Origin of the sequence: Saccharopolyspora gloriosae, assembly GCF_022828475.1 — a bacterium.
GTDB lineage: Bacteria > Actinomycetota > Actinomycetes > Mycobacteriales > Pseudonocardiaceae > Saccharopolyspora_C > Saccharopolyspora_C gloriosae_A.
This window is the reverse complement of sequence record NZ_CP059557.1, coordinates 3265547-3277884: the sequence shown is the minus strand read 5'-3', so window position 1 is coordinate 3277884 and position 12338 is coordinate 3265547. Positions and strand designations below refer to the sequence as shown.

The following is a 12338-nucleotide window of genomic DNA, read 5'->3' as shown; positions in this document are numbered from 1 at the left end:
GCATTCACGACAGGAGGTGACATCCGATGGTCCCGGTCGCGCCCGCAACGTCGCCGCGCACCTTCCCATCGGCCGTCCGCGCTTTCCGGTGGGACGGCAAGGGTTTCGCGTGCGGGGTGCTGATGGCACCGTTCTTCGCACTGCTGGCAGTGGTCTTCCTCGCCCCCGCGGGCACCGCGCTGTGGCTGAGCCTGTTCGCCGACGACCAGTCAGGGCTGGGCTTCGGGCCGGAACAGGTCTCGTTCGTCGGGCTGCGCAGCTACCTGGCGGTGTTCGGCGATCCGACGTTCCGCAGCGGGCTGATCGTGGTCGGCACGTTCTGCCTCGGGTATCTGCCGCTGCTGGTGCTGGGGTCGCTGGCGTTGGCGCTGCTGCTGGATTCCGGCGCGACCCGGCTGCGCGCCTGGGCGCAGCTCGGGCTGTTCCTGCCGCACGCCGTTCCCGGCATCATCGCCGCGATCATCTGGCTGTACCTCTACACGCCCGGGATCAGCCCGGTGGTCTCGTTGCTCAGCGCGGCCGACATCGAGGTGAACCTCCTCGGCGTGCGGACCGTGATCCCGGCGATGGTGAACATCGCGCTGTGGACCAACCTCGGCTACAACACGGTGGTCTTCTACGCGGCGTTGCAGCCGGTGCCGCGAGATCTGACCGAGGCCGCGGTGGTCGACGGCGCCGGGCCGGTGCGCGTCGCACTGCGCATCAAGGCGCCGCTGATCCGTTCCTCGGTGGTGATGGTGCTGCTGTTCAGTCTCATGTGGACGTTGCAGTTGTTCACCGAGCCGATGCTGCTGAGCAACTCGACGCCGGTGATCAACTCGCGGTTCTCGCCGAGCATGTACATCTTCGACGCGGCGTTCACCCGGAACAACTACGGCCTGGCGGCGGCCGCCTCGGTGGTGCTGCTGATCTGCACCGTAGGGCTGTCGTACCTGGTGACCCGGTGGGCCAACCGCACCGGCCGGGAGGCGCGATGAACTCCGCGCACTCGTTGCGGCCCCGGCTGCTGGGCCGTGCCGTGGTCAACGTCGTGGTCGGTGTCTCGGTGCTCTACACGCTACTGCCGGTGCTGTGGCTGGTGCTGGCCGCCACGAAGAGCGCCGACGCGGTGTTCGGCAGCGATCTGCTGACGCTGCGGGATTTCACACCGGTGGCGAACCTGCGGGAGCTGTTCGCCATGGACGACGGCATCTACGGCCGCTGGTACTTCAACAGCCTGCTCTACGCGGTCTGCGGCGCGGCGCTGAGCGCGCTGGTGAGCACCGCCTGCGGCTACGCGTTCGACAAATACCGGTTCCGGCACAAGGAGAAGCTGTTCGGCCTGGTGCTGGCCGCGGTGATGGTGCCGCAGACCGTGCTCGCGTTGCCGCTGTATCTGATCGCCTCGCACCTCGGTGTCGTCAACACGTTCTGGGCGGTGTTCGTGCCGGTGCTGTTCAACCCGTTCGGCGTGTACTTGGGCCGGATCTTCAGCGAGGGCTACGTGCCCGGCGAGGTCCTGGAGGCCGCCAGGATGGACGGCGCGGGCGAATTGGCCACGTACTTCCGGGTCGCGCTGCGGATGCTCGGACCCGGGCTGGTGACCGTGTTCCTGTTCCAGCTCACCGCGATCTGGAACAACTTCTTCCTGCCCATGGTGATGTTGTCGGATCAGGAGCTCTACCCGGTGAGCCTCGGCCTCTACAGCTGGAACAGCGCGGCGACGGTGTCGCCCGAATACTACCCGGTGGTCATCACGGGTTCGCTGCTGGCGGTGCTGCCGCTGCTGGCCGCTTTCCTGCTGCTGCAACGGTTCTGGCGATCCGGGCTCACGGCCGGAGCGGTCAAGTGAGCGCCCGCCCGCGCACGGCCCTGGCCATGTCGCAAGAGGCCGCGCGGATCGTGCTCGACGACGAGGTGCTGGCCGAGCTACACGAGATCAGTTCCCTCGGCTCCGACGAGGTGCTCGACGACCTCGCCACCGCGCGGGCACGGGAGGTGCTGCGGGACGTGGAGGTCCTGGTCACCGGATGGGGCTGCCCGGAGCTGTCCGCCGAGGTGCTCGCCGCCGCTCCGCGGTTGCGGGCCGTGGTGCACACGGCCGGTTCGGTGCGCGGGCACATCACCTCGGAGTGCTGGGACCGCGGCATCGCGGTGTCCTCGGCGGCCGCGGCCAACGCGGTGCCGGTCGCCGAGTACACCCTCGCGATGATCCTGCTGACCGGCAAGGACGTGCTCGGGCGGACGCCGGGTGAAGGGCCGGCGGCGATCGGCAACTTCGGCCGCACCGTGGGGATCCTGTCGGCGTCGCTGATCGGGCGCCGGGTGATCGAACTGCTGCGGCCGCACGACTTCGACGTGCTGCTGTCGGACCCGTACGTCACCGCCGCCGAGGCCGAGGCGCTCGGCGCACGCTCGGTCGAGCTCGACGAGCTGTTCGCGCGCAGCGACGTGGTCAGCGTGCACACGCCGCTGCTGCCCACCACCCGAGGGCTGGTCGGACGCGCGCTCATCGAGTCGATGCGGCCGGCAGCGGTGCTGATCAACACCGCGCGGGGAGCCATCCTGGACCAGGACGCGCTGCTCGACGCCGCCTCCGCCGGGCGCGTCCGGGCGGTCCTCGACGTCACCGAACCCGAGGTGCTGGCGGTGGATCACCCGTTGCGGCACTGCCCGAACGTGCTGATCACCCCGCACCTGGCCGGCTCCAGGGGCAACGAGTGCCGGCGGCTGGCGCGGCACGCGGTGGCGGAACTGCGCCGCTGGGCCGCCGGATCCGGATTCGCCCACCCCGTCCACCGCGAGCAGTTGGAGCGCATCGCATGAACCCGTTGCCGTTGCCGGACGAGGATCGCGACCTGAGCCCGCACACCGGCTACACCCGCGCCCATTGGGAGGCCGCCGCCGACGGCCTGCTGACCGCGGCGTGGCGGTGGGCGGGGCCGGGCGGCTCGCGGCTGGATCTGCCGGGCCAAGCCTCGATCGCCGGGCCGCGATCCGACGGCCTGGAAGGCTACGCGCGCACTTTTCTCGCCGCCGCCTACCGCGTCGCCGGGGCGGGCGGCGACGATCCGCACGGCTGGCTGGACCGCTATGCCGAAGGCCTGGCGGCGGGCACCCGCACGCCGGGCGCCGAAGCCCACGAGTCCTGGCCGATCATCCGGGACCACCACGTCGCGGGGCAGCCGATGGTGGAGGCCGCCTCGATCGCGCTGGGTCTGCGCCTGTGCAGGCCGTGGCTGTGGGACCGGCTCTCCGCCGACGTCCAGGACCGGGTCGAGGCGTGGCTGCGCGGAGCCCTGCATGCGCTTCCCGCGCCGAGCAACTGGTACCTGTTCCCGTTCAGCGTGGCGGGTTTCCTGGATTCCGTCGGCCGCGGCGACGCCGACACCGCGCGCGTCCAGCGGCGTGCGCTGGAGCTGCTGGAGGCGTGGTATCGCGGGCAAGGCTGGTACTCCGACGGTGACGGGCGCGCGTTCGACCACTACAACGGCTGGGCACTGCACCTGTACCCGGTGCTCGACGCGCACCTGCGGGGTGAGCCCACCGTGCACGGACCGCGGCTCCGCGAGCACTTGGCGGGTTTCGCATCGTTGTTCGGCGGCGACGGTGCGCCGGTGTTCCACGGGCGGTCGATGACCTACCGGTTCGCCGCCGGGGCTGCGGTGGCGCTCGGCGCGGTCACCGGGCTGACTCCGCTAGCACCCGGTGTGTCGCGGCGGTTGCTCAGCGGGAGCCTGCGGTACTTCCTCGACCGGGGAGCGCTCTCCGATGAGGGGCTGCTGAGCCTCGGCTGGCACAGGCCGCACGAGCCGACGGTGCAGCCGTACTCCGGCCCGGCCTCGCCCTACTGGGCGTCCAAGGCGTTCCTCTGCCTGCTGGCACCACCAGATCATCCATTGTGGACGTCCGTGGAGGGCGAGGCCCCGAGCGAGGGGCCGGATCGAGTTCTCGCCCTCGCCGCACCCGGCCTGCTGATCCAGACCACCGGCGCCGACGGCATCGCCCGGCTGCACAACCACGGCAGCGACCACATTCGCCCGCACGAGGCCGAAACCGCGGCGGCCGAGGACCCGGGATACGCGCGCCAGGCCTACTCCACCGGGACCGGGCCGACCTCCGCTGCGGACCTCGCCGACAACCACATCGCGGTGGTCTTTCGCGGGCGGCGCAGCGCGCGGCGGCGCATCCACCCGCTCGGCGCGGGCTGCGGTGCAGGGTGGGGCTGGGCGGCGTCCTGGCATCGGCCGGTGTTCGACGACGGCTCCCCCGTGCTCCCGGCGCTGCGCGTGGAGAGCGTTGTGGTGGCGCGCGGCGAGTTCGAGCTGCGGGTGCACCGGGTGGTCGGCGCCCCGGAGGGCGCGGTGGTGGAGTCGACCGGTTGGGCGGTCGGTCCGGACGAGCCGCTGTTCTCAGCGCTCCGCCCGCTGCACGGCTGGGCCTCGCAGGACGAGGTGCGTGCGTCCGCGGGCACGGCATTCACCCCGACCGCGAGCATGCCCAGGTTGACCGGCGCGGCCGCTTCCCTGTTCGTCGCGCTCTCGGCGCTCTCGGCCGAGCCCGCCGAGCTCGGCTCGGTCATCACCGAGGTGAACGCGACCGCCGAGGCCGTCGAGGTCCGCTGGGCGCAGGACGGCGCCCGGACCACGATCTCCTTCTCCCCCTTCGCCGTCACCCATACCGGAAGTTGAGCGATGAGCTGGAAGTTCGCCGTGAGCACCCTCGGCATGCCCGGTGCGCCGGTGCGCGAGGCCGTCGAGGTGGCGGTGGAGCACGGCTGCGACGGCCTGGAGCTCCGCTCGCACCCGGACGAGGAGGTCCACCCAAGCTTGCCGGTTCGGCGGGCGGCGTCGTTGCGGTCCCGCATCGAGGACGCCGGGCTGGTCGTCTCCTGCCTGGCCGGGTACGCGCGGGTGTGCGAGCCGGGCACGGACGCACCGGTGATCGCGCAGCTGCGCACGCTGATCGAGTCCGCCGCCCTGCTCGGTGCGCCTTCCGTGCGGGTGTTCCCCGGCGGCGAGCCCGGCGCGGACGGCCCCGCGGCGGACCGGATCGCCACAGTGCTGCCCGATCTCGCCGCGAGCGGGGTGCGGCTGCTGATCGAAACGCACGATTCGCACCCGACCGGCGAGGCGGCGGTGCGGCTGGCGGCTCCGTTCGCCGATCCCGGGCGGGTCGGGGTGCTGTGGGACGCCCTGCACCCGTGGCGATCAGGAGAACCGCCGGCGCGAACCCGCGCGGTGCTGGGCGAGCATCTCGGTTACTTCCAAGTCAAGGACGCCCGCTGCGCCGAGGACCCGACACCGGTACCGCCGGGTGCCGGACGTGTGCCCCTCGACGAGTGCGGGGCAGCACTGCGCGGGTGGTCCGGCTGGATCTCCTTGGAGTGGGAGAAGGCCTGGTACCCGGCGATCCAGCCCGTTCAGGAGCCGCTGCGCGCCGCGGGCGACTGGTTCCGCCGGTGGCGCCCGGAGTGAGCTCACGGATGCCGTGCATCCCCGCCCGCGACAAATCTGACCACAGTGGACAAACGACGTCGAGTACCGGCGCCGATCCCGTTCGCACACCCAGTGAAGCCAAGGAGGTCTTCATGCACATGAGACACCTGCCCAGGAACACCCGTCGCGCGGCGGTCACCGCATCGGCGGTGCTGGCGATCTGCACGGTCCTGGCCCCCGCCACCGGCCTCGGCACCGCCACGGCTTCGAACTCGGCCGCCGCCGAAGCACGTCCGATGGAACGCCTGGGCCGCGGCGTCGTGGCGGTCCGGGGCAACGACACCGACGTGCTCGTCTCCTGGCGTCTGCTCGGAGCGGACCCGGAGGGCATCGGGTTCAACGTCTACCGCTCCACCGACGGTGGCGAGTACACCCTGCTCAACGACGAACCGCTCACCGGCGGGACCAACCACACCGACGACGGCGCCGACCTGACCAAGGACAACAGCTACCTGGTCCGGCCGGTGGTGGACGGCGAGGAGCAGGAGGGGAGCGAGGCGTTCACGCTGACCGCGGACCACGCCACCGAACCGGTCGTGCGGATCCCGTTGCGCGACGGCGGTGACGTGAAGTTCACCTGGGTCGGCGACCTCGACGGCGACGGCGAGTTCGACTACGTGCTGGACCGGCAAACCGAGCGGCAGTCCCTGGAGGCCTACCGCAACGACGGGACGTTCCTCTGGTCGGTCGACATGGGTCCCAACAGCGAGAACCAGGACAACATCGAAGGCGGCTCGGCCGCGATCAACGTGGGAAACTGGGACGGCGTGACCGTGCGGGACCTCGATGGCGACGGCCGCGCCGAGGTCGCCGTCCGCGTCGCCAACGGCGTTGTGTTCGGCGACGGCGAGGAGTTCACCGCCGAGGACGACGTCCACCAGTCCATGGCGATCCTCGACGGTGAGACCGGCGCCGCCCGCGCCACCGCCGAGGTGCCGACCGACTTCATCGACGACGGACCCATGGGCGCCCGCCTCGGCGTCGGCTACCTGGACGGCGAGACCCCGAGCCTGGTCGCGTTCATGAAGAACCGCCAAGACGACGGGCCGTTCAACTGCATGATCGCCGCGTGGCGTTTCGACGGCCAGGAGCTCACCCGAGAGTGGAAGTGGCTGCGCGACGAGGGATCGGCTGAGGCCGACGGGCACAACACCCGCATCGTCGACGTCGACGGCGACGGCAAGGACGAGATCGCCGAGATCGGCTTCGTGCTCAACGGCGACGGAACCTTGCGCTATTCGCTCGGCGACGACGGCATCGTGCACGGCGACCGCTTCCACATCGCCGACATCGACCCGAAGCGGCCCGGGCTGGAGGGCTACGGCGTCCAGCAGGACAACCCCAGCGGGCTGCGCGAGTACTACTACGACGCCGCTGACGGCACGATGCTCTGGAAGCACGAAGAGGACGGGACCGCGGACGTGGGGCGCGGCATGGCCGCCGACATCGATCCGAACGTCCCCGGCATGGAAGTGTGGTCGTTCTCCGGCATCTACGACGCGCGCAACGACGAGCTGGTCGAGCCGGACCCGGAGCTGGCGCCGTGGCCCCAGCTCGGGCTGTGGTGGGACGGCGATCTCACCGCTGAACTGCTCAACGACGGCAAGTTCGAGAAGTGGGACCCGGCGAATCCCACCGAGAGCGGAGATCTGCCCCGGCTGCTGAACATCTCCGACCACGGCGCGGTCAACGCCGCCCAGGGCAAACAGCCGACACTCGTCGGCGACATCCTCGGGGACTGGCGGGAGGAGGCCGTCTACACCAATGCCGAGCAGAACGAGCTGATCGTCTTCACCACCGACCAGCCCAGCGACACCCGGCTCTACACGCTCGCGCACAACCCGGCTTACCGAAACGCCATGACGCTCAAGGGATACCTGCAGTCAAACCACGTCGACTACTTCCTCGGTGACGGGATGGAAGAGCCGCCGAAGCCGAACATCACCTACTGAGTTCCGGCCTCCCGGAACGAACTCAGCACCGGACGTGCGGCGCGATCTCGCGGGATCGCGCCGCACGTCCGGTTTCCTGTTCGGCTCGGGAGAGGTGCGGCTCCGATCACGCCCACTTCTCGATGGCGCCGGCGTCCGGCGCACCGTCCGCGATCAGCACTCGCAGGCCACGGCTGAGTCCGCCACCCGGACTCAACGACAACGGCTCCCGGGCCGCCAGTTGCGAGCCGATGCCCGGGTAGTCGTGGACCCGCACGAACCACGGATCTCGCCGGGTGGCCTCGTCCGTGCCGGTGAACGCGAGGGTGTGATCCTGGCCGGCCCAGGCGAGCCAGCGGGCCGTCGTGTCGTGCACCTCCCGCTCCCCCGCTCCCGCAGCGGTGAACACCCGTGGTTCGCCGATCGACGGCAGTCGCCAGAAGAATCCGCCGTAGCCCGCACCGGGACACCCGTTCGTCGCGGGGCTGCCGAGGCGCAGCTCCCGGCCGGTGGCGTTGGTGAGCGCGGTCGTCACCTCCAGCTCCCACCCGTGCTCGACGAGCCGCGCCCGGACGCGCCGGTGCTCGTCGAGCAAGGTCTCGCCGCGCGGGGTCCGCCACCGCAGCCGCTGGTCGAAGGCATCGTCGCGAACCTCGACCAGTCCCGCGTGCTCGATGCGGCCGTGGTCGTCGCGGTCCACGTAACCCTCGTCGCGCACGAAAGTGCCGCCGCCCCACAGGTTCCAGCCGTCCACGTCCTGCAACGCGACCGAGAACCCCAGGTGCCACGGGTGATCCGCGGGCCGCACGTCGGTCACCGTGCGCCCGCCCAGAGTGCGGACCGGATGCAGGTGCGGGCGCGGCCCGAGGTGCGCGGGCAGCTCGGCGCCCTCGACGCACTCGGCCACGACGACGTCGGCCAACCGCAGGCGCGCGATCATCGATCCCTCCAAGTCGAGTCCACTTCGGACAGCAGCAGCAGCTCGTCGGCCGAGCGCACGACCGCCTCGTCCACGCCGGTCACCACGAACCGCGGATTCGGCCCGTCGCGATCGATCCAGCGCCGCGACGGCGGAATCTCCCGTGGTTCGGGTGCGGTCCGCACCGCCTCCAGCACCTGCATGAACGGGCGGGTGGCCGCGGGCGGCACCAGCAGCGGGACCGATTCGTCGCGCACGTGCGCGACGAGGTTCTCCAGCAGGCCGGTGAAGCCGTGCTCGGTGATCCGCAGGCCACCACCGGTTTCCAGCCGGACGCGGCCCGTCCGGTACTCCAGGACGATGCGGCCGCTCGTGCCGTGCACCACGACGTAAGGCGCCACCTCCCCCTCCGCGCACACCGTGGCGGCCACGGTGATCGTGGTCTCGCGCGCGGTGACCAGGCGCAGGCAGGAAGTGTCATCGGCCTCGATCGGATTGGCCCGGTACAGCTCCACTTCCACGTCCCGCAGCTCCTCGTCGCCGCGCACCCCGTCGAGGGCCAGCGCAGTGGCGGTGGCGTGCCCGAACGGGTTGGTCAGCGCGCCGTCGACGACCGGCACGCCGTCCAGCGACCGCCGTCCCGCCCACTTCGCACGGCCGTAGTACGCGGCATCGCGCCGCCACGCACCGGCCGCACCGATCCCGCGCACCTCCCCGATCACCCCTGCCTCGATCTGAGCTCGCACGTACCGCAGGGCGTGCGAGCCGAGGCTCTGGAAGCCGACTTGGCAAGCCCGGCCCGAGCTCGCCAACCCGGTGGCCAGCCGGTCGAACTCGGCGAGCGTCGGCGTCGGCGGTTTCTCCAGCAGCACGTGCGAACCGGATCGGGCGGCCAGCAGCGCGAGGTCCGCGTGGGTGTGGATCGGAGTGCACACGATCGTCACTGCCGGCCGGACCCGATCGAGCAGGTCACCGAGTACCGGCAGCACCGGGACGTCCCCGATGAGCCGGCGGTCGCCGTCGGCGGGCGGTCGCGTATCGCAGATCCCGGCCAGCCGCATCCCGGTGTCGCGGAGGCGTTCCAGCTCGCGCAGGTGCCAGCGCCCGTGGCCGTGCATTCCGGCCAGGACGATCGTGGTCGTACCGCTCATCGAACCTCGCAAGAGACGTCCGGATCTCGTCGGCACGCATCGTAACGATCGAACGACCACTGCGGAAAGCGCATTCCGCAAGCCGCCTCCGTGACCTGCATGGAATCCGACCGCGCCGCCGGTTCGGCGAATTTCCGGTGTTGACAGCTCGACCTAGGACTTGTTCCATCTGGAAAGCGCTTACCCAGACCGCGTGCGCGACGGCCCGGCCGATTCGGCCGCATGGCGGCCTGCATCCCGCTGATCGGAACAACGACGTCACCGAATCACGCCGAGGAGACACATTGACCAGCGACACCGGGGAATCCCGCCCGGGAGCGAAGGAATCCCGAAGCACATCCAGAAAAGCGGCGGCGAGCGGCTGGATCGGCAGCGCGCTGGAGTACTACGACTGGTTCGTCTACGCGCAGGCCGCCGCGTTGGTGTTCCCCAGCATCTTCTTCCCCGAGGGCAATCCGACCGTCGCACTGGTCGCCTCACTGGGCACCTACGCCGTCGGTTACGTGGCCCGCCCGATCGGCGCGGTCGTGCTCGGACACTGGGGCGACCGCCGGGGCCGCAAGAACGTGCTGGTCCTGGCGATGCTGCTGATGGGCCTGTCGACTTTCGCGGTCGCCCTGCTGCCCACCTACCACCAGGTCGGCATGCTCGCCCCCGTGCTGCTGGTCCTGCTGCGGTTCGTGCAGGGCTTCGCGGTCGCCGGGGAGCTCAGCGGCGCCAGCGCCATGATCGTGGAGAACGCGCCGTTCGGCCGCCGCGGCTACTACGCGAGCTTCAGCCTGCACGGCACCCAGGCCGGACAGGTCATCGCGGCCGCGATGTTCCTGCCGCTGTCGGCGTTCCTGTCCGACGAGGCCTTCGACGCCTGGGGCTGGCGAATTCCGTTCCTGCTCAGCGCAGTGGTCGTGTTCGCCGGTTACGTCATCCGGCGGCGCGTCGACGAGAGCCGGATCTTCCTGGAGGAAAAGCAGGAACCCAGCACTCGCCGGGCGCCGATCGTCCAGGTGCTGCGGGACAGCGGCATGGACGTGCTGCGCGCGGCGTGCATGACGCTGGTCAACGTGATCGGCGTGGTCGTGTCCGTGTTCGGCGCCGCTTACGCGACGCAGCCCGGATACGGGATCGAGATGGACACCAGCATCTACCTGTGGATTCCGGTGGTGGCGAACCTGGTTGCGCTGGCGTTCATCCCGTGGTTCGCGAACCTCTCCGACCGGTTCGGCCGCCGCCCGCTGATGATCGTGGGCTCGCTGGGCTCCGGGGTGCTGTCCTACGCGTACCTGTGGTCGATCAGCCAGCAGAACGTGGCGCTGACCCTCGTACTGGCCATCCTCACCTGGGGGCTGCTCTACCAGGTGTGGAACGCGACGTTCGCGGGCTTCTTCCAAGAGTTGTTCCCGGCTCGGACGCGAGTCACCGGTTTCGCCATCGCCCAGAACCTCGGGTTGGCGATCACCGCGTTCCTGCCGAGCATCTTCACGCTGGTCGCTCCGCCCGGCTCGGCCAACGTGCCGCTGACCGTCGGGACGCTCTGCTTCGCGATCACGATCGTCGGCGCGGTCGCGGCCTGGTCGGCGCGGGAAACCCACCGCATTCCGCTGGAGGAACTGGGCTCCAAGGACGCGAAACCGGTCCCCCGTGAGGAGTTCGACCGCCGCCGCGCAGAATCGCGGTGAACCCCTGTGGGCGCCCGGACTCGCCGGGCGCCCACGCGGAGTGCCGATCGACGGTAACCGGGCGGTATCCTCGGAATACGTATTCCGAGGAAGGAGCGATGCCCGGTGCCGGCACGAGCAGCGACCCTCACCGACGTCGCCAAGGAAGCAGGCGTCTCGCTCGCGACGGCGTCCCGTGCGCTCAACGGCAGCGAGCGCGTCGTACGGGCCGAGTTGCACGCCCGGACGCTGGAGGCCGCCGTCCGGCTCGGCTACACGCCCAACGCCCAGGCCCAGTCGATGGCCAAGGGCTCCACCGACGTGGTGGGGTTGCTGGTCAACGACATCTCGGACCCGTACTTCTCCACCATCGCCGCCGGGCTGGCGGGCGCCGCCGAGGAGCACGGGCTGCTGGTGATGCTGTGCAGCACCGGCGGCAGGCCGGAGCGGGAACTGGAACTGCTCGCGGCACTGCGGCGGCAGCGCGGGCGGGCGATCGTGCTGGCCGGTAGCCGCACCAACGACCGCGCGCACCTACGGGAACTGTCCGCGCAGGTGGAACCGTTCACCGAGTCCGGTGGCCGGGTCGCCGCGATCAGCGAGCCGCGGCTCCCGGTCGACACCGTGGTGGTCGACAACCGCCGGGGGTCGCACGACCTCGCGGTCGAACTCGCCGCGCTGGGCTACCGGCGACCCGCCGTCCTCACCGGACCGGAGCGCCTGCTGGTCTCGCGAGATCGGCGCGACGGTTTCGCCTCCGGCTGGCGGAAATCGGCCGAGGGCGAGCCGGTCTGCGTCGCCGAGGAGTTCAGCCGCGACGGCGGATTCCGGGCGATGCACCGGCTGCTGGACGAGCATCCGGAGATCGACTGCGTGTTCGCCATCAACGACCTGATGGCGCTGGGCGCGATGGCGGCCTGCCGGGAGCGCGGCGTGGACGTTCCGCGTGATCTCGCGGTCGCGGGCTTCGACGACATCTCAACGCTGCGCGACGTCACTCCGGGGCTGACCACGGTCCGGCTGCCGCTGACCGAGATGGGACGCATGGCGCTGGACCTGGTGCTCAACGAAGCCGACGGCAAACCCCGTCGCCGCAAGGTGCGCGGCGAGGTCGTCGTCCGGGAGAGCACTCCGCGGCGCTGAGAGCCTGCCGGCATCGGATCTGCGGTGCCGGTCCGGGAACTCGACCGAACCCGGTTGTGCAC

General features: G+C 70.7%; 10 protein-coding genes. 8 read left to right on the top strand and 2 right to left on the bottom strand.

The window, feature by feature from the left end; genetic code table 11:
• The first annotated feature begins 26 nt into the window (after positions 1-26).
• The 6 genes from H2Q94_RS13965 (at position 27) to H2Q94_RS13940 (ending at position 7429) form a co-directional block, all read left to right on the top strand.
• On the top strand, positions 27-977 hold the full coding sequence (locus H2Q94_RS13965) for a carbohydrate ABC transporter permease (protein WP_243795231.1): 951 nt from the start codon (positions 27-29) through the stop codon (positions 975-977).
• Positions 974-1831, top strand: a complete 858-nt coding sequence (locus H2Q94_RS13960; RefSeq protein ID WP_243795229.1) for a carbohydrate ABC transporter permease — start codon at positions 974-976, stop codon at positions 1829-1831. The genes H2Q94_RS13965 and H2Q94_RS13960 overlap by 4 nt, the downstream gene beginning before the upstream one ends.
• 26 nt (positions 1832-1857) lie before the next feature.
• A complete protein-coding gene (locus tag H2Q94_RS13955; protein ID WP_243795228.1) occupies positions 1858-2805 on the top strand; it encodes a hydroxyacid dehydrogenase in 948 nt (315 codons plus the stop codon).
• Entirely contained in the window at positions 2802-4670 is a 1869-nt protein-coding gene (locus H2Q94_RS30670; RefSeq protein ID WP_309501161.1) for a DUF2264 domain-containing protein, read from the top strand. The genes H2Q94_RS13955 and H2Q94_RS30670 overlap by 4 nt, the downstream gene beginning before the upstream one ends.
• A 3-nt stretch (positions 4671-4673) precedes the next feature.
• Positions 4674-5456: a sugar phosphate isomerase/epimerase family protein gene (locus H2Q94_RS13945; protein WP_243795227.1), complete on the top strand. Its 783-nt coding sequence runs from the start codon at positions 4674-4676 to the stop codon at positions 5454-5456.
• Positions 5457-5569: 113 nt separating this feature from the next.
• Complete coding sequence (locus H2Q94_RS13940; protein ID WP_243795226.1) at positions 5570-7429, top strand: rhamnogalacturonan lyase family protein; 1860 nt, start codon at positions 5570-5572, stop codon at positions 7427-7429.
• Between the two features lie 106 nt (positions 7430-7535).
• Here the strand turns inward: H2Q94_RS13940 and H2Q94_RS13935 are convergent, their stop codons facing one another.
• The gene (locus H2Q94_RS13935; RefSeq protein WP_243795225.1) at positions 7536-8348 is read right to left on the bottom strand and encodes a DUF6807 domain-containing protein; all 813 of its coding nucleotides are present in this window, start codon (positions 8346-8348) and stop codon (positions 7536-7538) included.
• Positions 8345-9478 (bottom strand): Gfo/Idh/MocA family protein, encoded by a 1134-nt coding sequence (locus tag H2Q94_RS13930; protein WP_243795224.1) that lies wholly within the window; start codon positions 9476-9478, stop codon positions 8345-8347. Before H2Q94_RS13930 ends, H2Q94_RS13935 begins: the two co-directional genes overlap by 4 nt.
• A 284-nt stretch (positions 9479-9762) precedes the next feature.
• Between H2Q94_RS13930 and H2Q94_RS13925 the strand changes: the two genes are divergently transcribed.
• Both H2Q94_RS13925 and H2Q94_RS13920 read left to right on the top strand, forming a co-directional pair.
• Complete coding sequence (locus H2Q94_RS13925) at positions 9763-11154, top strand: MFS transporter (RefSeq protein WP_243795223.1); 1392 nt, start codon at positions 9763-9765, stop codon at positions 11152-11154.
• Positions 11155-11259: 105 nt separating this feature from the next.
• Positions 11260-12276, top strand: a complete 1017-nt coding sequence (locus tag H2Q94_RS13920) for a LacI family DNA-binding transcriptional regulator (protein ID WP_243795221.1) — start codon at positions 11260-11262, stop codon at positions 12274-12276.
• Positions 12277-12338 lie beyond the last annotated feature (62 nt).

Coding starts and splice junctions, on each gene's coding strand:
- H2Q94_RS13960 (WP_243795229.1), top strand. CDS start 974: ATGAACTCCGCGCACTCGTTGCGGCCCCGGCTGCTGGGCCGTGCCGTG.
- H2Q94_RS13945 (WP_243795227.1), top strand. CDS start 4,674: ATGAGCTGGAAGTTCGCCGTGAGCACCCTCGGCATGCCCGGTGCGCCG.
- H2Q94_RS30670 (WP_309501161.1), top strand. CDS start 2,802: ATGAACCCGTTGCCGTTGCCGGACGAGGATCGCGACCTGAGCCCGCAC.
- H2Q94_RS13965 (WP_243795231.1), top strand. CDS start 27: ATGGTCCCGGTCGCGCCCGCAACGTCGCCGCGCACCTTCCCATCGGCC.
- H2Q94_RS13930 (WP_243795224.1), bottom strand. CDS start 9,478: ATGAGCGGTACGACCACGATCGTCCTGGCCGGAATGCACGGCCACGGG.
- H2Q94_RS13935 (WP_243795225.1), bottom strand. CDS start 8,348: ATGATCGCGCGCCTGCGGTTGGCCGACGTCGTCGTGGCCGAGTGCGTC.
- H2Q94_RS13955 (WP_243795228.1), top strand. CDS start 1,858: ATGTCGCAAGAGGCCGCGCGGATCGTGCTCGACGACGAGGTGCTGGCC.
- H2Q94_RS13940 (WP_243795226.1), top strand. CDS start 5,570: ATGCACATGAGACACCTGCCCAGGAACACCCGTCGCGCGGCGGTCACC.